The sequence below is a fragment of the Lacrimispora sp. BS-2 genome (assembly GCF_040207125.1).
GTDB lineage: Bacteria > Bacillota > Clostridia > Lachnospirales > Lachnospiraceae > Lacrimispora.
In genome coordinates this window covers 2,425,478-2,448,032 of record NZ_CP157940.1, presented here as the reverse complement: position 1 = coordinate 2,448,032, position 22,555 = coordinate 2,425,478, and the positions used below count along the sequence as shown (strand labels likewise).

Sequence of the window (22,555 nt, the reverse complement as noted above, 5' to 3'; positions counted from 1 at the left end):
CATTTTTTTATAATCTGCTTTTTAATGGAATTTGACAACGGGGTATTTTCCGGTTATGCTTGATAAAAATGACCAAAGCGAAACGAACGCTTAAGGGGACAAAAAGGGACAGAAAGCAAGGAGAAGAAGAACATGGATGCAATTGAAAGATATATCAATGAACTGATGGATAAGAGCACACCGGACCGCCCGGTATGGAACATTGAGAAGCTGCTTCAGGGAGAGAAGGCCGGCTGGAATTACATAGACGGCTGTATGATCAAATCCATTTTGGAAATGTATTCCATTACCGGAGATATAAAATATCTGGATTTTGCCGACACATTTATCGATTACAGAGTAAGAGAAGACGGGACCATTGACGGCTATGATGTGGAAGAGCGGAACATTGATAATGTCAATGCGGGTAAAACCCTGTTCGAGCTTTACGATCTGACTGGAAAGGAAAAATACAGAAAAGCCATTGATGTAGTTTACAGCCAGATTGGAAAGATGCCGCGGACAAAAGAAGGGAACTTCTGGCATAAGAATATTTATCCAAACCAGGTCTGGCTTGACGGTCTGTATATGTGCCAGCCATTTTATATGGAATACGAAACCCGGTTTAATAATAAGAAAAACTGCGGGGATATTTACAACCAGTTCACCAATGTGGTGAAGCTTATGAGGGATACGGAAACCGGCCTTTACTACCATGCATACGATTCCTCCAGAGAGATGTTCTGGTGTGATAAGGTGACAGGACTGTCCCAGAATTTCTGGCTGAGAGCATTGGGCTGGTATGCCATGGCCCTTTTAGATACCATGGACAAATCTGATCCGTCGGACAGGGAAAGCATGAAGGAGATGGGGGAAGCATTCCACGACCTGATAGACTCCATGCTGAAATACCAGGATGAAAGCGGTATGTGGTATCAGGTGGTAAACTTAGGCGGTATGGACCGGAATTATCTGGAAACCAGCGGAAGCGCCATTTTCTCCTATGCCATTTTAAAGGGAGTCCGTTTAGGCTGTCTTCCCCAGTCCTATTCCAAGTATGGCAAAAAGGCTTTCCAGGGAATCTGTGATACCTATCTTCATATGGAAGAGGGAAATATGAGCCTGGGAGGGATCTGCCTGGTGGCCGGACTTGGAGGCAAAGACAGGAGAAATGGAACTTATGACTATTACATGTCTGAGCCTGTTGTAAAGGATGATGCCAAAGGGGTAGGACCATTCCTCCTTGCCTATACGGAAATGAAAAGAACCGGCTGGGTATACAATCAATAAAGAAACAGGAAAATATATGGGGATTGGGGCCTGGATAGCTGGGCACCAATCCCCAAAACATATCATCTCAAACTGTTCTGTGCATATTTCTTCGGTGAAATCCCCACCTTTTTTGTAAATGCTTTAAAAAAGTTGCTGTAATCATTAAATCCGCACATGATGTAGACCTCATTGACGCTGTAGCCGGCTGACAAAAGCTTCTGGGCCAGTTCAATGCGGCGGGAAATTATGTAGGAATTGATGGTGGTACCGGTGCTTTTTTTGAAAAGCCTGCATAGATAAGAGGTACTTAAATAAAAATGGGCCGCAATATCTCCGATGCTTAACTGAGAATCAATGTTGTGATGGATATAGGTAATAATATCGGTCACTTTACTGCTGAAATATTGTCTCTGTTCTTCTGATTCCCTCCCATGAAAGGCCTCTGTGGTCAGTTTTGTAATGAAAACCATGAATTCGGCAAAGGCAGAGCGTTCTTCCACATCCTGGCCGAATCCTTCTTCTGCGGCCAGTTTATTGAAATAATAAATGAAACGCCGCTGCTGTCCATGGTTTAAAGCAATGCGGTGAGAAAATTTCTTAGGCCTGTGGGTAAAACAGTAGGTCAGATCCGTCTGCGGCGTGGAAATGCTTTCCAGATAGGAGGGATCTATGAATATGGCAAACCGTTCCTGAGGGATGGAGGTATCCATCTGCAGCAGTTGGTGCCTTTCATATTGTTTGACCATGAATAAGCTCCCCGGTTCGACCCGGTAATTTTTGTCATCTATCATAAACGTGCAGCCTCCGCTTAAGGAAAAATAAAATTCATGGCAGAGGTGGCTGTGCATGCTTAAAACTCCCGTATCCCTGCGCAGATGCACAATGGAGAAATACTGGGAGGCCATGCAGTGTTCAATTCCTTCTGAAAAAGTGGTAAGTACTTTCATAAAACGTAAATTCCTTATCTGATTATACTGGAACTATACCATAGGATGTCAATATTTGCAATGTTTTGTGCCAGATTTGAAATGAATTATGGTTGGCTGGATGTTATAATAAGAAAAAAGCTAAGTGTAAGCGCTTACGCAAATGGGTAAAAAAATGTAGAAAAAGTGAAAATACTTACACAAGCTTTTAAGAACTCATTTATGAGGGATAGAAAAAGGAGAGAGAAATATGAAAAAGATCAAACAGTGGGCTGCGATGGGGTTGGCAACTGTTATGGCAGTGTCCTTAAGCGCCTGCGGCGGGGGTAAGAGCGCCAGTGAGACAGCTTCTGCAGGAGCAGAGACCACTTCTGCTGCAGCAGGTGAGGCGGCAACAGCAGCACCAGCTACTTCAGGAGAACCGGTAGAGCTTAAGTTTTCCTGGTGGGGCGGTGACAGCAGACATGCTGCAACAGAAGAAGCTATTAAGGCATTTGAAGCGAAATATCCAAACATTAAAGTAACTCCTGAGTATGGCGCATGGACCGGATGGGAAGAGAAACAGTCCTTAAATATCTTAGGCGGAAATGCTGCTGATGTTATGCAGATCAACTGGAACTGGATCGAATCCTACAGCCAGGGAGGAAAAGCTTTTGCAAATCTGGAAGATTACTCCGATGTTCTTGATTTAAAGCAGTTTACACCGGAAAGCCTTGATCTTTGTAAGGTTGACCAAAAGTTAATGGCAGTGCCGATTTCTTTGACAGGACGTGTATTTTATTGGAATAAAACTGCATTTGAAGAAGCAGGCTGTGACATTCCTAGTGACCTGGATTCCCTGTATGCAGCAGGTGCGGCATTTAAAGCAAAAGATCCTGATATGTATCCTTTAGCACTTGGTGAATATGACCGTATGATCTTAATGGTTTATTATCTGGAATCCAAGTACGGCAGAAACTGGGTTGAAGAAGGCCAGGTCAATTACACAGAAGATGAAGTAAAAGACGGCATGGACTTTATTACAGAGCTGGAAGCAAAGCATGTCATTCCAACGCTGGCAACCATTCAGGGTGATATGGCTGACTCTCTTGATAAGAACGCAAAATGGATCGACGGCAAGTACGCAGGTATCTTTGAGTGGGATTCCTCTGCTTCCAAATTTAAGAGTGCACTGGAAGGCAGTGTAAACAAGCCAGGTCAGGAGTTCACAGTCGGCGAATTCGTTAAGATGGGCGATAACAACGGAGGTTTTACAAAGATTTCCATGGCATTTGCAGTTGCCGGAAATTCCAAGCATCCAAAGGAAGCAGCAATGCTGATCAACTTCCTGTTAAATGAAGAGGAAGGCGTTAAAATATGTTCCACAGAGAGAGGCATTCCCTGCTCCACAGAGGGCTTAAAGATTCTTGAGGCCAACAAACTTGGTGATTCTCTGACCATTGAGGCTAATACAAAGGTTATGAACTACAGCAAGTTCAACCTGGACAGCAAGTTTGAGCACAACGATTTAAAAGCAAATCCAGACGGTGTTTACTATAAAGTATTTGGTAAGTTAAGCACAGGAGAAATTGATTCCAGGCAGGCAGCAAGTGAGCTGATTAAGGGCATTACCGAGACTCTTGAGAATTAATAAAGATTTCAGATAGTTTGAATAAGTGATACATATTTCATACGAGCCGCCATAATTTTATGGCGGCTCCCATAAAGAAAAGGGCAGACAAAAGTTATGGAATGCAGAAATAAGATATGGAAGCCATACCAGCTGATGGGGGCAATACAAATGTATGAAGCTACCAGCGGGGAGATCTATAGGGATTTTGCAATAACCTGTCTGAGCAGGATAGAACCTCCGGAAGGGATAGCAGAAAGTCTGCCGCCACAGGATTGCCTGGCCTGCTTTTTTGCTCTGGACCAGACTGGAAATGAGAAATACGGACAGATGGCCCAGTCACTGATCAGGCAGAATGATTGGACCCTGGATTTTATGCCTTTTGTAACAGCATACGAGACCAGATATAAAAGAAAAGAACATTATAATGAGATTGCAGCTTTGTTCCGGGGAGAAGAGAGACTTACAGGAAGCGGTCTGATAGCTCTTATAGAAACAATTGGACAGATGTCAGAAGAAATCTATGAATATTACAGAGAATTAAAGGACTTGTTTAAAAACACAGTCAGGGAGAAAATAAAGGAACTCCCGGATTCTTCTGAAGCTCTGGAAATCGGTTATTCCATCTTAAAAGCATGTAATATGGGCGTGCTTCAAAGAGAGAAATACAGTGATTACGGGGAATTTATATGGAAAACGATCGAAAGTAACGATAAAAATACATGTGCAGGCTTACAGGAAATGCTGAAAGCGCAATATACAATCTTAAAAAAGCAGGAGGAATAAGAGAATGAAGTCAAAGGGTATCCGTAAGGTCCTGGCAGACAATGCAGGGTTCTTTTTCATCTTACCATGGCTGATCGGATTTATACTTTTTAAAGTTTATCCGTTCGCCTCTTCACTGTATTATAGCTTTACAAACTATGATCTGTTTAACGGCGTAACAAAGACAGGTATGATGAACTATAATAAGATTTTCACTGATTCCGATATTAAAAAGGCGTTTTTTGTTACATTTAAATATGCAATTTTTGATGTGCCTTTAAAGCTTATATTCGCTTTGTTTATTGCATATATTCTGAATTTTAAGTTAAAAGGAGTTAACTTCTTTCGGACAGCATATTACATTCCGTCTATTCTGGGCGGCTCCATTGCCATTGCGATTCTGTGGAGAGCCGTATTCAATACAGACGGCCTGATCAACACCGTTCTTGGTGCATTTGGTGTTGAAAAGATCAACTGGATGGCAACCGGAGGCGGTGCTCTGACCGTAATCGTGCTTTTAAGGGTCTGGCAGTTTGGGTCTGCCATGGTGATCTTCCTTGCAGCCTTAAAGGGAGTCTCCGTAGATTTATACGAAGCGGCTTCCATTGACGGGGCTGGAAAGTGGACACAGTTCTTCAAAATTACGGTTCCCTTAATTACACCGGTTATTTTCTATAACCTGATTACGCAGTTATGCCAGGCGTTCCAGGAATTCAACGGACCGTTCCTTGTAACAAAGGGCGGGCCTAACGGAGCAACCACTTTGATCTCAATCTTGATTTACAACAATGCATTCTTACGTCATAAAATGGGTATGGCAAGTGCACAGGCATGGATCCTGTTCCTTATTGTTATGACCTTTACGGTAGTAGCGTTTGTAAGCCAGAAGAAGTGGGTTTACTATTCAGATGAGGACGGGAGGTAAATGATATGACGAAAGAGACCAAGAGAAAGATCAGTACAATGATCCGGTATGCATTACTGATCCTTGTGGGCTTTATTATGGTATACCCCCTGATCTGGATGGTGGGCGCTACCTTTAAGACGAACTCAGAGATTTTCACCAGCGCATGGTTCTGGCCTAAAAAGCCTGTGACCGATGGTTATGCCAACGCATTTGTAGATTACGGCGGTAAGATCAACCTGATCAAATCCATGCTCAATACATACAAAATTGTTGTGCCAAAGGTGCTTTTCACAGTCGTATCAGCAACTATAACGGCTTATGGCTTTAGCCGGTTTGAATTTAAGGGAAAAGGAATTCTGTTCTCTCTTATGATTTCCACCTTATTCCTGCCCCAGGTAGTGTTAAATGCACCCCAGTATATTATGTTCAACAAGTGGGGCTGGAACAATTCCTACTTACCGCTGGTGGTTCCATCCCTGTTTGCAGGTGATACCTATTTCTTATTCATGCTGATCCAGTTTTTAAGAGGCGTGCCCAAGGAACTGGAGGAAGCCGCCAAAATTGATGGCTGCAGTTCCATTAAAACCTTATGGTATGTGATTGTTCCCATGTTAAAGCCATCCCTGGTATCCGTTGCACTGTTTCAGTTTATGTGGACCTCCAACGACTTTATGGGACCGCTTATTTACGTTTCCGATATGCCCAAATATACGAATTCCATTTATTTGCGCATGTCCATGGACGGTGATGTGGGATTCCAGTGGAACCGGATTTTGGCCATGTCCTTAATCTCCATTATTCCTTCCCTGATCGTATTCTTCTGTGCCCAGGATGCTTTTATTGACGGTATCGCGGCAGGAGGCGTGAAAGGATAATTAAAAAGACGGGCGCGGTAAAAAATTGCTGCGCTCTTTTTTAGATCATAGGAATGTGTATTTTTTGACAGGAAAATTTACAGGTGAGGTAAAGTGAGAATGGAATTAAAAATTGTCTTTAAAACGGCACGGTCTGTGACCGTGGAGACGGTGACGGAACAGATCTATGCATTTGAAACACCGGGAAAGATTCTGGTAAACGGAAAAGTCTTTGGAGAAACGAACCGGGTCGTCTTTACGTTGTTTAACTTAAAGCCGGATATGGATTATAATATTTCCCTGGAAAGAAATGGAGAAAGGGCGGAAGCCGGTTTCCATACCGACTATGAATTTGTAACATTAAATGTAAAAGAAATGGGAGCTAGAGGCGATGGAATCCAGGATGATACCTCCTTTATCCAGGCGGCTATTATGGCCTGCCCGAAGGAGAGCCGGGTATTGATTCCAAAGGGAAGATACCGGGTTACCAGCCTGTTTTTAAAGAGTCATTTAAGGCTTGAACTGGCTGAGGGAGCGGAGCTTCTGGCAGATACGGACCGGTATAAATATCCCAGATTTCCCGGAATGATCGAGAGCTACGATGAAAAAGAGGATTACAATCTGGGTACATGGGAAGGAAACCCTCTCCCAATGTTTGCCGGAATCATAACCGGGATCGATGTAGAGGATGTGGTGGTCTATGGACCAGGCCTGATTAACGGTCAGGCTTCCTTTGATAACTGGTGGGATAATGTCCGCCAGATGAAGGCGGCATTCCGTCCCCGTCTGGTATTTTTAGAGAGATGTAAAAATGTGGCCCTTCAGGGCTTTTCATTAAAAAACAGCCCTGCCTGGGTGCTTCATCCATATTTCAGCCAGAACTTAAAATTCCTGAATCTGGATATTAGTAATCCGGCTGATTCTCCCAATACCGATGGTCTGGATCCGGAATCCTGCAAGGATGTGGAAATACTGGGCCTGCACTTTTCTTTAGGAGATGACTGCATTGCGGTCAAGTCCGGAAAAATCTATATGGGCCGCAGGTATAAGACTCCTTCGGAAAACATCGTGATCCGCCAGTGCCTGATGGAAAACGGTCATGGTGCGGTTACCGTGGGAAGCGAAGCAGGTGCAGGCGTTAAGAATATCCGTGTGGAACGCTGCCTGTTTTCCAATACGGACAGAGGCCTTCGGATCAAGACCAGAAGAGGCAGGGGAAAGGACTCCGTGCTCTCTGAGATTTATTTTGACCGCATACATATGGATCATGTCATGACGCCATTTGTTGTAAACAGCTTTTATTTCTGTGATCCTGATGGAAAATCCGATTATGTACAGTGCCGTGAGGCCCTGACCGTGGATGAGCGGACCCCTGAGATCAGGAGGCTGTATTTTACCAACATTAAGGCAGAAAACTGCCATGTGGCGGCTTCCTTCCTCTATGGACTTCCGGAGAGTAAAATTGAGCGCATTGAATTTAAAAACGTTGATATTTCCTTTGCGGACCAGGCAAACCCGGGAGTCCCCGCCATGTTGTCCGGAGTGGGAGAGTGCAGGAAAAAAGGGTTTCTCATCAGCAACGTGGACACCCTGATCTGCGATCACGTGAAGATTTCCGGCCAGGAAGGGGAAGCTTTTGAACTGAGCGGCATCAATCATTATAAAGTGAGATAAAGGAGGAGTTTACTATGCAGATCGGAATCCGGTTGCACGACATCACACCTGGGGCCCTGGAGGAACGGGTGAAGATTGCCCACGAGCAAGGGTTTACCTGTGCCCATTTGGCCCTGACAAAGACAGTACAAGAACATTCCGTGGAGAATTCCGCGCTGACGCCAGGCTATGCTGCGTATCTGCGCAAAACATTTGCAGAACATGATGTGGACATCGCAGTCCTGGGCTGCTATCTGAATCTGGCCCATCCAGATCAATCAGAAATCAAAAAAATCCAGGAGCGTTATTATGCTCATCTGCGTTTTGCTTCTATATTAGGATGCAGCGTTGTGGGAACGGAAACCGGCGCACCTAATAAGGAATATTGTTATGAACCGGCCTGCCACACAGAGGAAGCCCTTCAAACATTTATTGCAAATCTGCGTCCGGTTGTGGAATGCGCAGAAAAATTTGGTGTGATTCTGGCGATTGAACCGGTATGGAGCCACATTGTATACAATTCCAAACAGGCGTTAAAGGTACTTAAGGCCATTGATTCGCCTAATTTAAGGATCATCCTGGATCCGGTAAATCTTTTGTCAGTGGAAAACAGTGATCATTACGAACAGGTAATAAGGGAAGCTATTGAGGATTTAGGCGGGTATACAGATGTTCTTCATATGAAGGACTTTGTGGTGGAACACGGCCGCATCCTTTCCGGCGCTCCTGGGACAGGAGTAATGAAATATGACGTGATTATGGATTTTGTGAAAAAGGAAAAGCCATACATTCAGATGACCATTGAGGATAGTAAGCCGGATAATGCAGAGTGGTCAAGAAAATTTCTGGAGAATTATAGTTGCTAAGAAGATAACTTAAAAATGCAGCAGATAAGAACGGTGAGGCTTTTGTCCTCACCGTTTTGTTTGCTCTGCTGATTAAATGAACTTATTATTTCCCATAACTATGTCAGGTTTATAACATTTTGACTCTCTTGTGTTCTATCGGTTATTTGTTCAATTTTATGGTTACAGGCTTCAACTTTTTCTGTTTTTATAGATCCAGAATGAATTAGAGCGATTTTAGCACAGACTGGTCCAATTAACTCATACAAAACCGAAGAAGATAATATGATCGTAAGCAACATATTACCCATACTATCGGGCAAAACTCTTTTACCCATAAAAGCAAGGCCAATAGCAACACCGGCTTGTGGGATCAAGGCTAACCCTAAATAGTTTCGTACTGTTGCTGTTGTTTTAGCTATCATACAACCCCCAAAAGCACCAAGGTATTTTCCTGCAATCCGTATTATAAAATAGGATGCTCCAATTATCCCCAGAGTTCCAAACGAGCGAATATTCAAACTCATTCCTGATACAACAAAGAACATGGACAAAATAGGCGGAGTAAACCTTTCGACCTGCCTGTATAATTCTTTGTCTTTCGTCATATTGATATAAGTTGTGCCAAAGAGCATACAGGAAAGTAAAGGTGAAATATCTACGGAGGCGCATAGACCTGCAATTCCAAGAAGAAGTGAAATTGTTAAAATCAGCCTGTTATCTTCACTCCTTGCCGGAGTCATCAGCCTGCTTAATAAAACTCCGCTTATAAAACCGATTACCAATGCACCAATATTATAAATGACAGGCAATATGATTTCAGAGCCGGAAATACCTGCTCCGGCTTCCGCATTAACAAAAGCAGAGGCTAAGCTGAAAGCGATAAGACACACAGCGTCATCAAGTGCAGCTACCTGTAATAAAATATTTACAAAATTCCCACGTGCATGATATTGCCGGATTGTAATCATAGTGCTTGCCGGAGCTGTTGCCGTTGCAATCGCTCCCAAGAGCAGACAAAAACTCCAATTTAAATGGAAAATGTAGTGCATGGATAACGTTACTAGTATTCCGGCTAATAAAGATTCCAATAAAGTAATCACGATTACTCCAAATCCGGTTTCTTTAAAAGCCTCTTTTTTAAAAAAACGCCCAACACCAAACGCGATAAAGGCCAAAGCAATGTCACTGATAAAACCCATATGTTCAACCATTTCATGTGGAATCAAGTTCAAAACATATGGCCCTATTATAACTCCGGCAATAATATAACCAGTTACATTTGGCAGTTTTACCAGCTTTGTAATACGCGTAAGCAGAAATCCGGCCAGCAATATTACTGATAAAGATAAAAGAATAATTGTTGTGTCATTTAAATGACTTAAAAGATGATCCATGGATAAAGCCTCCTCTATAATCCCATATTTTCAAATGCGGTTAAAAACACGCATGTTAAAGTCCAATATGATGACGTAACCAGACAACTAAAAAGATAAAAAAATTTTAAATAATTTCGCTTGTCACGAAGGCAAAGCATATCAAATTTGATCATAGCCATTAGGACAAGAATTACATTGACTGATATTTTTACCGAAAGCAGATGTACTGCATGATTTACCCAATCTACTGAAAAACAAAGCGGTAAGAAGAAAAGCATAAGTGCAATATTTGCTAAGATTACTCCGGTATAACCTGACTGTTCCTTTCCAAAGTTAACAATCCCCATGTAGCGCGAAATTGAATAATCAGCAATACTTTGTGTCGGTGACCGGAAATGATTGTTAAAATAGTATGAAGAATATGGAAGTGGTTTAATCACATTAAAAATAAGAACGTGCCATACAAATAAAAACTTTTGTCTCATTATTCTTGCCTCCTTTCTTGATTCATGCTACTATTATAATCATAAATTCCATAATGTATATTTATAATTATTTAGTATGTCATAAGAGATTATTATAGTTGGAGGTGGATAAGATGATTGATACTAAACTTTATACGTTATTAGCAGTGGTCGAATTTAACAGTTACACACGCGCGGCAGAACATCTTTCTTTGACGCAGCCAGCGGTAACTCAACACATAAAGCAGTTGGAAAAGGAATTAAATATTAAAGTTTTCAATCGTGTTGGAAGTGATATAAAGCCTACAAATGAAGGAAATATTGTAATTCAGTATGCACGGCGGAGCATAGCCCTATATCAGAGGATGGAACAAAATATTTTAGATGAGCAGCGCCATATAAGACGGCTTACGGTTGGGATTACCCATACTGCTGAAAGTAATGCAGTGGCAGAAGTGTTAGGAAAGTACAGCTCCAAAAACCCTGGTGCAAGCATAACAATTATTTCTGACTCTATAAATAATCTTTATGAAATGCTGAAAAATTATGAGGTAGATTTAGCTGTTGTAGAGGGGAAAGTTCAGGATGACAGCATTAACTCGCTTCTGCTGGACACAGATTCACTGATGCTGGTTGTATCAAACAATAATCTCCTGGCAAAAAAGAGCATGGTAACCATAAATGAATTAATGAAGGAGCCATTGATTCTTCGCAGACCCTCATCGGGGACAAGAAACCTGTTTACCGCCCACTTAGAAAGTAATAATATGTCACTTGATGATTTTAATGTCATTTTAGAAGTCGACAATATTGCAACGATTAAAGATCTTATTAGGCGGGATATAGGAGTTTCCATACTTTCACGCAGCGTATGTCTGGACGAACTAAAGAAAGGAAAAATTACTGCATTACCTATAGAGAATCTTAGTATGATTCGGGAAATCAACATTCTGTATCACAGCGATTTTAAACATGCAGATGTTTTGCATAGTATTATGAAGGAATATAATAAGGTGGTAAAGTTCTATGCTTCTTAATGCTGCCTGTGCAAAACGGCAAGCAATGTAACTGTAAAACACCGGTATCACCAATCAAGGTGACACCGGTGTTTGTTTCCTCAAGTCTATACGCTTTATGAATGGGTAGCCGTTATTCCGGTCAGCTTAAACATTCCTTCATAACTTCATATGCGCCTTTTTCTTTGATACCTGTTAAATAACCAGCCACGGCTTCTTCAAATCCTGGGATTTTACTTAAATCCTCATCCCAGAAGTCAGCATTGGAGCAAACCCCATGAACAAGGGAAGCTGGATCATCATCCTTGTGGTCATAGAAGAACTGAAGAACCGGCCTATCATCCTTGATGGTGTACTCGTCACCGGCGGGACGTGCTGCAACAAGGCCGTCTTCTGTAAGGTTCCTTCCGTTGTAGAATGCAATGTAAAAAGCAAAGGAGGCTGTTATACATCTGGGAAGCATGCCTGTTTTTTCCACATAGCTCTTAAGGGAAGGCATAACCCGGGCTTTCCATTTAGAAGTGGAATTTAAGGAAATGGATAACAATGCATGATCAATAAACGGGTTTTTGAAACGCTCTGTAACAGAGGCTGCAAAACTCATTAATTCTTCTTTTGGAAGAGTCAGGGTAGGAATGATCTCATCATAAATAGTCTTATTCATAAAGCCGCAGATCACTTCATCATCCATGCAGCTTCGGACAATATCCTGCCCGGCAAGGTAAGCGGCTAAAACAAAGGAAGTATGGGCACCGTTTAAAATGCGGACCTTTCTCTGTTTATATGGCTTGTGGTCGCTGCAGATAATAACCGGAAGGCCGGCTTCTTCAAAGGGAAGTTCTTTCTTTAAGCTGTCCGGTCCTTCGATGACCCAGAAGCCGAAGACTTCACCGGTATCCATGATGTTATCCTGGTAACCTGATTCTTCACAGATGGCAGCAGCTTCATTTCTCGGATATCCGGTTACGATACGGTCTACCAGAGTGGAGCAGAAGATGTTCTCCGTTTTGATCCAGTTTATGAATTCCTCGCCCAGGTTCCATTGCCCGGCGTAATTTAAAACGCATTTCTCCAGCTCTTTTCCGTTGTCGTCGATCAGCTCGCAGGAGAGGATGACAAAGCCCTTTCCGGCTTCCTTTCCGAACTTTTCAAATCTTCTGTAAAGGAACTGGGTCAGCTTTCCAGGGTAGCTGTCAGCCGGAACATCCGTAAACTGGCAGGAGGGATCGTAGGCAATACCTGCCTCAGTGGTATTGCAGGCAATGTAACGCAGGTCAGGATTATCTGCACAGGCCAATACAGATTCATAATCCGTATAAGGATTTAAGCATCTGCTTACACAGGAGATCACCCGTTTTGCATTCACCTTCCGCCCGTTTTCAAAGCCACGGAGGAAAAGAGTATAAAGCCCTTCCTGTTCGTTGATCATATCTGCAAGACCCGGTGCAATGGGCTGGCATAAAACAACCTTGGAATTAAATCCGGTTTTTTCATTCAGAACGTCGATAAAATAATCTACAAATGCCCTTAAAAAGTTACCTTCGCCGAACTGCAGCACCCGTTCAGGAGCCTCCTTTAAAAGATATCCGTCAAACCCAAGGTCTTCCAGTGTTTTATAACATAATTTTTCCATTGAATTTATCTCCTTTTTTCTTTATTGCATATTTCCATCCGTATTCTGCATTCATACAGGAACATAGAATGACATAGTAGTTGAATTATAAGGTCACGCCCTGCTTAAAGATAGCCATGTCGTGGAAGCCTGCCTCTTCGGATTTCACCTTTTTTCCGGAAGCTGTTTCGATCACAAAATCAAAGAATTCATTTTTCAGGGTGTCCATATCCGTACCTTCCACAAGAACACCGCAGTTAAAATCAATCCAGTTACTTTTCTTTGTGCTTAGGGCGGTGTTGGTGGAAATCTTCATGGTCGGTACCGGACAGGCAAATGGAGTGCCGCGGCCTGTGGTAAACAGTACGATGTGGGCACCGGAAGCAGCCAGTGCTGTGGATGCCACTAAGTCGTTGCCGGGAGCGCTTAAGAGATTTAAGCCCTTTATACGCACCGGTTCCCCGTATTTTAATACATCTACCACCGGAGCACTGCCGGATTTCTGGACGCAGCCCAGGGATTTGTCTTCCAGGGTGGAGATCCCCCCTTTTTTGTTGCCTGGGGATGGATTTTCGTAAATGGTCTGGTTATGGCTTGTAAAGTAGTTCTTGAAATCATTGATCAGATCCACGGTTTTTTCGAAGGTTTCTTTGTTCCGGCAGCGGTTCATAAGAAGCGTTTCCGCGCCGAACATCTCCGGAACTTCTGTCAGAATGGTGGTTCCGCCCTTGGAGACCAGCATATCGGAAAATGCTCCTACCGTTGGATTGGCTGTGATTCCGGATAAACCGTCGGAACCGCCGCATTTCATACCGATGATGAGTTCGCTGCAGCTTACAGGCTCTCTTTGGAACGTACCTGCGTATTCAGCCAGCTCTCCGATGAGCTCCATGGCATCAGCCATCTCATCCTCAGATTCCTGAGTTACCAGGAACTTTACCCTGTTTTCATCGTAATCGCCGATATAGGATTTTAGCTCGGAAATGTTGCTGTTTTCACAGCCAAGCCCCAGAACCAGAACGCCGCCGGCATTGGGATGGTTGATCAAATCAGCCAGAATGGTTCTTGTATATTCCTGGTCATCACCCATCTGGGAACAGCCGTAGGGATGGGGAAAAGCGGCAACTTCGTCAATGGTACTGCCTATGTATTTCTTTGCCATGCGCTCCAGTGCAGTGGCTATGTTATTGACACAGCCAACTGTGGGAATGATCCAGATTTCATTACGCACCCCCACTTTTCCGTCGGGCCTGCGGTAACCGTAAAAGAAACGTTCATCCGTTGGGGCAATGGCCGTTTCCTGGTCGTCATATGTATAAGTCAGTAAGTCCCCCAAACCTGTTTTTATATTATGCGTGTGAATCCAGGCCCCTGTCTTAATATTTTCCTTTGCCATGCCAATGGCACAGCCGTATTTGATGACGGATTAGCCGGCAGGTATATCGGTGAGGGCAAATTTATGGCCCTGTGGGATATCTTCCAGAAGTGTGATGAGTTTACCGTCAATCTCTGCGGCAGTGCCGGAAGAAAGCGGCTTTAATGCAACTGCAGCATTATCTCCGGAATGAATTTTGATAAAATCCTGCATAAGCTTCCTTTCCTTTCTTGGTACCAGTTTCCGTTGGTACATATAATGTAAGTGCTTACATAAAACATACACTATTTTAGTGCAGACGTCAATAGGGAAAGAAAAAAAGAGATTTTTCTATTTATTTTAGGGAATAACTTAAGAAATAAAACAGATTTTTATATGGATAAAATCAGTAATAACAGTTGCGTTATAGAAAATTATCCTGTATAATGGAGCAAGAAAAGTGTAAGTGCTTACGCTTACTTTGTGTGGAAATTTTGATGAGTAAAAGGGACTACCAGGATGAACATTTATGACATTGCAGAACTTGCAGGAGTTTCCATCGCTACCGTATCCCGGGTGGTGAACGACAGCCCCCGTGTGAGTGAGAAAACAAAACAAAAGGTCAGGACGGTTATGGAAGAGAACGGCTATACCCCTAATGTATTTGCCAGGGGGCTGGGGCTTGATTCCATGAAGACCATTGGGATTTTATGTCCGGATGTATCAGATGCCTATATGGCTACAGCGGTAGCCCATTTGGAAAGCCGTATGCACGAGCATGGTTACGACTGCATATTGTGCTGCAGCGGGTTTGAACAGTCCGTAAAGGAAAAGTATGTCAGCCTTCTTCTTGCGAAGCGGATCGATGCCCTTATTATGGTCGGCTCCACTTATGCAGGAATAGGGGAAGCGGATAAAAATACACAGTATGTCCGCAATGCCGCAAAACAGGTTCCGGTGTTTTTGATTAACGGATATCTGGAAGGTGAGAATATTTACTGCGCTTATGGAGATGATTATCAGGCAACCTATGATGTGACCAGCCAGATGATTGAAACAGGGCGGCGAAGAATCCTGTTTCTCTGTGACTCCCACTCTTACAGCGCGAATCAGAAGCTGGCGGGTTATGAATCGGCTTTAAAAGCCTACGGGCTTCCGGTGCTGGGAGATTTAAAGCTTTATGTAAAGAACCGGATCCATACGGTAAGGGATATCCTTTTAGAGCGCCGCGATTTAAGATTTGACAGCGTGGTTGCCACAGATGACGGCCTTGCCGTAGGAGCGATCAAGTATGCCAATGCAAAGCTTTTAAAGATTCCGGAAGATTTGTGCATTACCGGATTTAATAATTCTGCCCTGTCGATCTGCAGCGATCCTGAGCTTTCTTCCATTGATAACAGAGTCGAGGAATTATGCAACATTTCCATTGACAATATGATGAAAATTCTTCTGGGAGAAGAAACGGAAGTAAACAGGAATAACCGGGTGACCTGCCGGCTGATCAAGCGGTGTACCACTGATTTTTGACCTATTGTCATTTCTTTTCCGGTATGATAAAATATATTGTCAGTAAATAATGGAAATACCCAAAGAGCATGGGCGATAATGAGGAAACACCCTGTGGGTATCCCTTTATGCCCAAAGAACATGGCGATAATAAGGAAAGTGCGGTGGCAGGAACGATGGAGCATGATGGAGACAATGTGGTGCTTTGCGGTGCCAATTCCTATGATCAGAAATACTATTTTAACCAGCAGTTTTCAAGTCTCCCGGAAAGCATCAAACAGGAACTTCAGATCATGTGCGTGCTTTATACCGAAGATGTAGGAGGGATCCTTGTCATGGAATACGATGAGGATGGCACCCTGGAATTTAAGGTGACGGCAGAGGAGGGAGATTATCTGTTTGATGAGATCGGAAGCGTGCTGAAGATCAAACAGTACCGGAAAGAGAAAAGGGAGCTTCTGGAAGCTTTGGAAATGTATTACCGGGTGTTTTATCTGGGAGAAGAATTGGAAGGCGGAGACAAAGATACGTGAAGCTTAGAATTGGAAACTTGACGCTTGACAACAACCTGATACTGGCACCGATGGCAGGAGTTACGGACCTGCCATTTCGTTTTCTTTGCAGGGAACAGGGCTGCGGTATGGCAGTAACGGAGATGGTCAGCGCCAAGGCGATTTTATATAAGAACAGAAATACGAATGAGCTGCTTAAGGTGGCCGAGGGAGAAGGTCCTGTAAGCCTCCAGCTTTTTGGCTCTGATCCGGAGATCATGGCGGATATTGCGGCCCAGGTGGAAGAGGGACCCTATGCATTCATTGACGTGAATATGGGCTGCCCCATGCCGAAGATCGTAAATAACGGGGAAGGGTCGGCGCTTATGAAGGATAGGAAGCTTGCAGAGCGGATCCTGACCGCCATGGTAAAGGCAGTGAAAAAGCCTGTGACCGTAAAGTTCAGAAAAGGATTTGCAGAAGAAGACTGCGATGCCCCGGAGTTTGCCAAAATGGCGGAAAGCTGCGGAGTGGCAGCAGTGGCTGTTCACGGCAGAACCAGGGAGCAGTATTATTCAGGAACAGCTGACTGGGATGTTATAAGGAAGGTAAAGGAAGCTGTCTTAATTCCGGTCATTGGAAACGGTGACGTATTTAAGCCGGAGGATGCAAAGGCCCTTATGGAGGAAACCGGCTGTGACGGGGTGATGATTGCCCGGGGAGCCAAGGGAAATCCCTGGATCTTTAAAAGAACCCTTCACTATCTGGAAACAGGAGAACTGCTTCCAGGACCCACCAGGGAAGAGATTTCCAGGATGATCATCCGTCACGGAGCCCTGGAGACGGAGCACAAAGGGGAAGCAGTGGCCATGCGTGAGATGCGTGGGCATATGGCATGGTATACAGCCGGACTTCCTCATTCCGCTAAGCTTAGAAATGATATCAACCAGGTGGGAACCATGGATGAATTAAGGCGTTTTGCGGAAGAAAGGATCGGAAATTCCCGGTCAGAGAAATAGAATCAGGAATAGTTACATTCTTGACATTTTTAGATGTTTACGCTATAATATTTGGAATGCGAATGAGCGAGTATGAAACCAGGAGGAATCAAAAACCATGGTAGACAAGAAAAATATTTTAACCTACGAAGGCCTTAAAAAATACGAGGATGAGCTTCAGAATTTAAAGGTAGTAAAAAGAAAAGAGGTCGCCCAGAAAATCAAGGAAGCCAGAGAACAAGGCGACTTGTCCGAGAACGCTGAATATGATGCCGCAAAGGATGAACAAAGAGACATTGAGCTGCGTATTGAAGAGCTGGAGAAGCTCCTTAAAAATGCAGAGGTAGTGGTTGAGGATGAGATTGATTTAGATAAGATTAACATTGGCTGCAAGGTAAAAGTCTACGATGTTGATGAGGATGAAGAGATGGAATTCAAAATTGTGGGTTCCACGGAGGCAAACAGCCTTCAGAATAAAATTTCCAACGAATCTCCGGTAGGTCATGCACTGATCGGCAGAAAAGTGGGAGATGTGGTAGACGTAGAGACACAGTCAGGAGTAATCCAGTATAAAGTTCTGGAGATCCAGAGAGTATCTTAGAAAAATAGCCGTTCGATGAGCCGTCCGGCGAATCGAACTTCCTTAACATAGTTCACAAAGGAGTGCAAACAGTTGGCAGAACAGCAGAATCAAAACCAGAATCAGGTGAAAGAAGAGGACTTAAATCATTTGCTGAAGGTCCGCCGGGAAAAGCTGGCAGAGCTTCAGGAAGCAGGAAAAGATCCGTTTAAAGTTACAAAGTACGATGTAAACGTACACAGTGGTGAAATCAAGGAACATTATGAGGAATGGGAAGGAAAGGAAGTATCCATCGCAGGACGCCTTATGTCAAAGCGCGTGATGGGGAAAGCTTCCTTCTGTAATGTACAGGACTTAAAGGGCAATATTCAGTCCTATGTGGCCAGAGACAGTATCGGAGAAGAGGAATACAAGGAATTCAAGAAGCTGGATATCGGTGATATCGTAGGCATTAAGGGAATTGCGTTTACAACAAAAACGGGAGAAATTTCCATCCATGCTGAGAGCGTTCACTTACTTACCAAGAGCCTTCAGATCCTTCCGGAGAAATTCCACGGCCTGACCAATACGGACATTCGATACAGGCAGAGATATGTAGACCTGATCATGAACCCTGAGGTGAGGGATACCTTTGTAAAGCGTTCCCAGATCATCAAGGCCATCCGTGACCATCTGGATGCCCAGGGCTTCATGGAGGTGGAAACACCAATGCTGGTCGCCAATGCAGGCGGCGCAGCGGCAAGACCATTTGAAACCCATTACAACGCTCTTGATGAGGATGTAAAGCTGCGTATTTCTCTTGAGCTTTACTTAAAGAGGCTTATCGTAGGCGGTTTGGAAAGAGTTTATGAAATCGGACGCGTTTTCAGAAATGAGGGCGTGGATACCCGTCATAACCCGGAATTTACTTTGATGGAATTATATCAGGCTTATACCGATTACCACGGCATGATGGACTTGGTGGAGAATTTATTCCGGTCTGTTGCCCTTAAGGTTCTTGGTACGGCTGTTGTAAACTATGATGGTGTGGAAATTGACTTATCAAAGCCATTTGAACGCATTACCATGGTAGACGCTTTAAAGAAATATAAGGACATTGATTTTACTACCATTCATACGGATGAAGAGGCTAAGGCTCTGGCAGACCAGTACCATGTGGAGTATGAGGCTCGTCATAAGAAGGGCGATATTTTAAGCATGCTTTTTGAGGAATTTGTAGAAGAGCATTTGGTTCAGCCTACCTTTATTATGGACCATCCGGTTGAGATCTCTCCTCTTACCAAGAAAAAGCCTGATGATCCGGAGTATACGGAGCGCTTTGAGCTGTTCATTACAAAGCGTGAGATGGCAAATGCTTATTCTGAGTTAAATGATCCTCTGGATCAGATTGAGCGTTTTAAGGCTCAGGAAGCACTTCTTGCGGCGGGAGATGATGAAGCTAATTCTATGGATGATGATTTTGTAAATGCACTGATGATCGGTATGCCTCCGACTGGCGGTATTGGTATTGGTATTGACAGGTTTGTTATGCTGCTTACGGATTCTTATGCGATCAGGGATGTGTTGTTGTTCCCGACGATGAAGTCATTGGATAAATAAAGCACGCAGAATCAAGGGTTTGTGATACTTTCAGTTGAAAATTACAACATTCTTACAATAAATTTGCATTGCATAATACGCAGTAATACCTTATAATGCGTATTTTTGTTCCAACAATTATATATCATTTTGTATTTTAAGGACATTTCTACAGAGGAAATGTCCTTTTTGTGTTATGGTCTATAATACACGTGCTGCCGCTTTTCTTGAATCTCTTAGCATAATTATAAGGGGGCGAAGAACGGATATTTAAGGAAGAACTTGTCGAGCAGGAATATCCATTGTATTAGGCAAACTTTAGGTAATATTGAACTTTTTGAGGTGTAACTGCATACTGCTGGGGGCTTTGGTTTCCACTTCTTTTTTTAAAAAACAGTGACATCCTCCAAAATGTTCAAAAAAAAGTAATGTTTTTTTAATATTTACATTTGTTTTCTTTCACATTATACTATTAATTAATAATTGTAAAAATGGAAGGAATTGGAATGTATGGTTTACATAATGTAATTATTATTCTTTAGACAGGTCATTTATCAGAATATGAAAGCACTTTGTCAGAAATTGGCCTATAAGGATGAAAAGAATGGTATCCTGTTGAATAAGCAGGAAATAGTGAAAGGAGATATATGAGGACGCGATTTAAAGTACTTCTGATCGCACTTTTTTTAATCCTGGGTTTTGCTGGCGGTATCTGTCTGGCAATTGTGTCGGCAGATAAAGTGGACAGCTATTTAAGCGGCAGGAAGCTGTCACTGGGGGATAGGTATTTAAATGAGCAGGAATATGAAAAAGCTATTCTGGCATATCAGTCAGCAATTGAGATTGATCCCAGACAGGTGGAGGCATATATTGGTATGGCAGATGCTTATAAGGGTATGAAGAATCCGGAGATGGCAGCAGAACTGCTGAAGCTGGGCTGGGAAGCGGTACCAGATGAAAGGCTGAAAACCAGAATCATCCGTGTTTATACTGATCTGTATAAGCAGTACATGGATGAAGGGGAATATGAAAAGGCACATGATATTTTAACGGATGCATATGAGATGACCAGGGACTCAGAAATCAGAAAATTGCTGGATGAGCTGGAAACCCGGCAGGAACAGTCTCAGGCACAGCAGGAACTGCTGGAACAGTTGTTAAAAGCAGCAGAGGCTTCAGATACATTAAAGCTGGTAACTTTGTTAAGAACAACAGAATATTCGGAGTTTATTGCCGGTATTGACAGGGTGTTTTATTATCCCCAGAAGAATGGAGAAGCGATTGCCATTTATGATAATGGATGCCTGTATTATGGAGGATTGAGTGAGGGAAGCCGCGAAGGCAGGGCCATATGGATAAAGGCATCTTCCGGCAAAGCTAATATTTATGAAGGCCTGTGGCAGAAGGACAAGCCAGAAGGACAAGGAATGGTAAGTCATTGCACATATACAGCAGGTGGAACGTTAAGCACAGTTTCAACAACATCCGGCACCTTCCGTGCAGGGCTTGAAAATGGGAATATGACAATGCTTGTTTATGACCAGGGACGTACCTATACATATTATTATCGTGCAATTACAGGAATCCTTCAGCCAATGGAAAACTCGGCAAGATATGTTGATACCGATGGCAGTTACATTGTTGCAGTCTCAATTGAAGATTCAACAATGCAGTGTATTGACCAGGGTGACCTGATTTATGGAGTTTATGGATTTGCATCAGGAGATATCCAGTCGCAGATCCAGTAAAACGATATTTGTGAGTATTCAGTTTATAAACAGTTATTAATATGTTTATCTTTTAGGAGGTTAGGAGTATGAAATGTCAGTCATGCGGAAGTGAGAATACGGAAGGGAAAAAATTTTGCAGTAAATGTGGAGCACCGGTTACAGCTTTCCAGCCGAAGCAATTCTGTCCAAATTGCGGAAAAGAGATCACACCAGGAAAAAAGTTCTGCGGCAGATGTGGTACCAAAGTAAGTGATGGACCTGCAGCACAGGAGACACCGGAGAAAATCAAGCAAGAGCCGATTGCAGTTCATCATGAAAAGCAAAAGAAACATGGGGGCCTGTTTATTTTGCTGGCTGTCCTGGCCATTGTTTTAGCAGGTGGAGGTGGCTTCAGTATCTATCGGTTTATCCTTGTACCTTCAGGGGGAACATCGATTTACAGCCGCATCGCTGATTCAAAGGATAAAGAAGAAACTGACGACGAAGATGAAAAAAAAGATGAGGAAAAAGAATCAGACGCTTCTGAAGAAAACAAAGAGACAGAGTCAAATCTGACTGAGGGTTCTGCAACAGAGACTGCTTCAAGTTGGGGCAGCATGCTTCAGGGGAATACTTCTGGGCAGGGTACAGAAACAGCAATGACCGGAGCAGCTACAGAAGCTTACCTGTTTGCGGAAACACAGCCTGCTTATGAATCCCAGTATGGAATGCAGGGGGCACAATATAATGCCGCCCAGGGACAGGCAGTGTCTGCAGATTATATATTACCAGACAGTGGCATTCGTTACCTGATGGCAGCAGATTTTGCACTTTTGACCAAAGAGCAGCTGAGAATTGCCAGAAATGAAATTTATGCAAGGCATGGAAGAATCTTTAAAGCTGATGATTTAAATGCGTATTTCCAGTCAAAGGCCTGGTACACAGCCACTGTGGCACCGGAGGATTTTACAGACGAGATACTTAACGTTTATGAGAAATATAATGCCAAGTTCATCCAGGAACAGGAAAATAAGATGAACTAGCTTATAGTATAAATA

Annotated in this window: 19 protein-coding genes and 1 pseudogene; 15 read left to right on the top strand and 5 right to left on the bottom strand. The window is 43.2% G+C overall.

Features of this window, described 5'->3' with window-relative positions; genetic code table 11:
* Positions 1-132 precede the first annotated feature (132 nt).
* Positions 133-1,269, top strand: a complete 1,137-nt coding sequence (locus ABFV83_RS11610; RefSeq protein WP_349943984.1) for a glycoside hydrolase family 88 protein — start codon at positions 133-135, stop codon at positions 1,267-1,269.
* A gap of 62 nt (positions 1,270-1,331) precedes the next feature.
* On the opposite strand, the gene ABFV83_RS11605 is transcribed toward ABFV83_RS11610, so the two are convergent.
* Entirely contained in the window at positions 1,332-2,198 is an 867-nt protein-coding gene (locus tag ABFV83_RS11605; RefSeq protein WP_349943983.1) for an AraC family transcriptional regulator, read from the bottom strand.
* A 229-nt stretch (positions 2,199-2,427) separates the two neighbouring features.
* Between ABFV83_RS11605 and ABFV83_RS11600 the strand changes: the two genes are divergently transcribed.
* The 6 genes from ABFV83_RS11600 to ABFV83_RS11575 all read left to right on the top strand — a co-directional run bounded on the left by ABFV83_RS11600 (position 2,428) and on the right by ABFV83_RS11575 (position 8,831).
* Entirely contained in the window at positions 2,428-3,807 is a 1,380-nt protein-coding gene (locus ABFV83_RS11600) for an ABC transporter substrate-binding protein (RefSeq protein ID WP_349943982.1), read from the top strand.
* A gap of 96 nt (positions 3,808-3,903) precedes the next feature.
* Positions 3,904-4,572, top strand: coding sequence for a hypothetical protein (locus ABFV83_RS11595; RefSeq protein WP_349943980.1), 669 nt, complete (start codon positions 3,904-3,906; stop codon positions 4,570-4,572).
* A gap of 4 nt (positions 4,573-4,576) precedes the next feature.
* Positions 4,577-5,476: a sugar ABC transporter permease gene (locus ABFV83_RS11590; protein WP_349943979.1), complete on the top strand. Its 900-nt coding sequence runs from the start codon at positions 4,577-4,579 to the stop codon at positions 5,474-5,476.
* 5 nt (positions 5,477-5,481) lie between these two features.
* The gene (locus tag ABFV83_RS11585) at positions 5,482-6,333 is read left to right on the top strand and encodes a carbohydrate ABC transporter permease (RefSeq protein ID WP_349943978.1); all 852 of its coding nucleotides are present in this window, start codon (positions 5,482-5,484) and stop codon (positions 6,331-6,333) included.
* Between the two features lie 99 nt (positions 6,334-6,432).
* Entirely contained in the window at positions 6,433-7,986 is a 1,554-nt protein-coding gene (locus ABFV83_RS11580; protein ID WP_349943977.1) for a glycoside hydrolase family 28 protein, read from the top strand.
* A gap of 14 nt (positions 7,987-8,000) precedes the next feature.
* A complete protein-coding gene (locus ABFV83_RS11575) occupies positions 8,001-8,831 on the top strand; it encodes a sugar phosphate isomerase/epimerase family protein (RefSeq protein ID WP_349943976.1) in 831 nt (276 codons plus the stop codon).
* A gap of 98 nt (positions 8,832-8,929) precedes the next feature.
* Here ABFV83_RS11575 and ABFV83_RS11570 read toward each other — a convergent pair whose 3' ends face one another.
* Together ABFV83_RS11570 and ABFV83_RS11565 are read right to left on the bottom strand one after the other, a co-directional pair.
* A complete protein-coding gene (locus tag ABFV83_RS11570) occupies positions 8,930-10,207 on the bottom strand; it encodes a cation:proton antiporter (RefSeq protein ID WP_349943974.1) in 1,278 nt (425 codons plus the stop codon).
* A 14-nt stretch (positions 10,208-10,221) separates the two neighbouring features.
* Positions 10,222-10,674, bottom strand: coding sequence for a hypothetical protein (locus ABFV83_RS11565; protein WP_349943973.1), 453 nt, complete (start codon positions 10,672-10,674; stop codon positions 10,222-10,224).
* Positions 10,675-10,787: 113 nt separating this feature from the next.
* Here ABFV83_RS11565 and ABFV83_RS11560 point away from each other — a divergent pair, with 113 nt between their 5' ends.
* The gene (locus ABFV83_RS11560; protein ID WP_349943971.1) at positions 10,788-11,690 is read left to right on the top strand and encodes a LysR family transcriptional regulator; all 903 of its coding nucleotides are present in this window, start codon (positions 10,788-10,790) and stop codon (positions 11,688-11,690) included.
* A 121-nt stretch (positions 11,691-11,811) separates the two neighbouring features.
* Here the strand turns inward: ABFV83_RS11560 and ABFV83_RS11555 are convergent, their stop codons facing one another.
* Both ABFV83_RS11555 and ABFV83_RS11550 read right to left on the bottom strand, forming a co-directional pair.
* Positions 11,812-13,302 carry a tagaturonate reductase gene (locus tag ABFV83_RS11555; RefSeq protein WP_349943970.1) on the bottom strand — a complete coding sequence of 497 codons (1,491 nt, stop codon included), beginning with the start codon at positions 13,300-13,302 and terminating at the stop codon, positions 11,812-11,814.
* A gap of 85 nt (positions 13,303-13,387) precedes the next feature.
* Positions 13,388-14,869, bottom strand: a pseudogene (locus ABFV83_RS11550) (altronate dehydratase family protein).
* 285 nt (positions 14,870-15,154) lie between these two features.
* Between ABFV83_RS11550 and ABFV83_RS11545 the strand changes: the two are divergent.
* From ABFV83_RS11545 to ABFV83_RS11515, 7 genes are all read left to right on the top strand, one after another.
* Positions 15,155-16,162, top strand: a complete 1,008-nt coding sequence (locus tag ABFV83_RS11545) for a LacI family DNA-binding transcriptional regulator (protein WP_349943968.1) — start codon at positions 15,155-15,157, stop codon at positions 16,160-16,162.
* Positions 16,163-16,317: 155 nt separating this feature from the next.
* Entirely contained in the window at positions 16,318-16,674 is a 357-nt protein-coding gene (locus ABFV83_RS11540; RefSeq protein ID WP_349948913.1) for a DUF6145 family protein, read from the top strand.
* Positions 16,671-17,651 (top strand): tRNA dihydrouridine synthase DusB, encoded by a 981-nt coding sequence (dusB, locus tag ABFV83_RS11535; RefSeq protein WP_349943966.1) that lies wholly within the window; start codon positions 16,671-16,673, stop codon positions 17,649-17,651. The genes ABFV83_RS11540 and dusB overlap by 4 nt, the downstream gene beginning before the upstream one ends.
* Positions 17,652-17,748: 97 nt before the next feature.
* Complete coding sequence (greA, locus tag ABFV83_RS11530) at positions 17,749-18,231, top strand: transcription elongation factor GreA (RefSeq protein WP_013271808.1); 483 nt, start codon at positions 17,749-17,751, stop codon at positions 18,229-18,231.
* 72 nt (positions 18,232-18,303) lie between these two features.
* Positions 18,304-19,809 carry a lysine--tRNA ligase gene (lysS, locus tag ABFV83_RS11525; RefSeq protein ID WP_349943964.1) on the top strand — a complete coding sequence of 502 codons (1,506 nt, stop codon included), beginning with the start codon at positions 18,304-18,306 and terminating at the stop codon, positions 19,807-19,809.
* 626 nt (positions 19,810-20,435) lie between these two features.
* Positions 20,436-21,536 carry a tetratricopeptide repeat protein gene (locus ABFV83_RS11520; RefSeq protein ID WP_349943962.1) on the top strand — a complete coding sequence of 367 codons (1,101 nt, stop codon included), beginning with the start codon at positions 20,436-20,438 and terminating at the stop codon, positions 21,534-21,536.
* A gap of 68 nt (positions 21,537-21,604) precedes the next feature.
* Positions 21,605-22,540 (top strand): YARHG domain-containing protein, encoded by a 936-nt coding sequence (locus tag ABFV83_RS11515; RefSeq protein WP_349943960.1) that lies wholly within the window; start codon positions 21,605-21,607, stop codon positions 22,538-22,540.
* The last annotated feature ends 15 nt before the right edge of the window (positions 22,541-22,555 follow it).

What these genes read in the sequence shown, in the direction of transcription:
- ABFV83_RS11610 (WP_349943984.1), top strand. Translation starts at nt 133, where the DNA reads ATGGATGCAATTGAAAGATATATCAATGAACTGATGGATAAGAGCACA.
- ABFV83_RS11605 (WP_349943983.1), bottom strand. Translation starts at nt 2,198, where the DNA reads ATGAAAGTACTTACCACTTTTTCAGAAGGAATTGAACACTGCATGGCC.
- ABFV83_RS11600 (WP_349943982.1), top strand. Translation starts at nt 2,428, where the DNA reads ATGAAAAAGATCAAACAGTGGGCTGCGATGGGGTTGGCAACTGTTATG.
- ABFV83_RS11595 (WP_349943980.1), top strand. Translation starts at nt 3,904, where the DNA reads ATGGAATGCAGAAATAAGATATGGAAGCCATACCAGCTGATGGGGGCA.
- ABFV83_RS11590 (WP_349943979.1), top strand. Translation starts at nt 4,577, where the DNA reads ATGAAGTCAAAGGGTATCCGTAAGGTCCTGGCAGACAATGCAGGGTTC.
- ABFV83_RS11585 (WP_349943978.1), top strand. Translation starts at nt 5,482, where the DNA reads ATGACGAAAGAGACCAAGAGAAAGATCAGTACAATGATCCGGTATGCA.
- ABFV83_RS11580 (WP_349943977.1), top strand. Translation starts at nt 6,433, where the DNA reads ATGGAATTAAAAATTGTCTTTAAAACGGCACGGTCTGTGACCGTGGAG.
- ABFV83_RS11575 (WP_349943976.1), top strand. Translation starts at nt 8,001, where the DNA reads ATGCAGATCGGAATCCGGTTGCACGACATCACACCTGGGGCCCTGGAG.
- ABFV83_RS11570 (WP_349943974.1), bottom strand. Translation starts at nt 10,207, where the DNA reads ATGGATCATCTTTTAAGTCATTTAAATGACACAACAATTATTCTTTTA.
- ABFV83_RS11565 (WP_349943973.1), bottom strand. Translation starts at nt 10,674, where the DNA reads ATGAGACAAAAGTTTTTATTTGTATGGCACGTTCTTATTTTTAATGTG.
- ABFV83_RS11560 (WP_349943971.1), top strand. Translation starts at nt 10,788, where the DNA reads ATGATTGATACTAAACTTTATACGTTATTAGCAGTGGTCGAATTTAAC.
- ABFV83_RS11555 (WP_349943970.1), bottom strand. Translation starts at nt 13,302, where the DNA reads ATGGAAAAATTATGTTATAAAACACTGGAAGACCTTGGGTTTGACGGA.
- ABFV83_RS11545 (WP_349943968.1), top strand. Translation starts at nt 15,155, where the DNA reads ATGAACATTTATGACATTGCAGAACTTGCAGGAGTTTCCATCGCTACC.
- ABFV83_RS11540 (WP_349948913.1), top strand. Translation starts at nt 16,318, where the DNA reads ATGGAGCATGATGGAGACAATGTGGTGCTTTGCGGTGCCAATTCCTAT.
- greA (WP_013271808.1), top strand. Translation starts at nt 17,749, where the DNA reads ATGGTAGACAAGAAAAATATTTTAACCTACGAAGGCCTTAAAAAATAC.
- ABFV83_RS11520 (WP_349943962.1), top strand. Translation starts at nt 20,436, where the DNA reads ATGAGGACGCGATTTAAAGTACTTCTGATCGCACTTTTTTTAATCCTG.
- ABFV83_RS11515 (WP_349943960.1), top strand. Translation starts at nt 21,605, where the DNA reads ATGAAATGTCAGTCATGCGGAAGTGAGAATACGGAAGGGAAAAAATTT.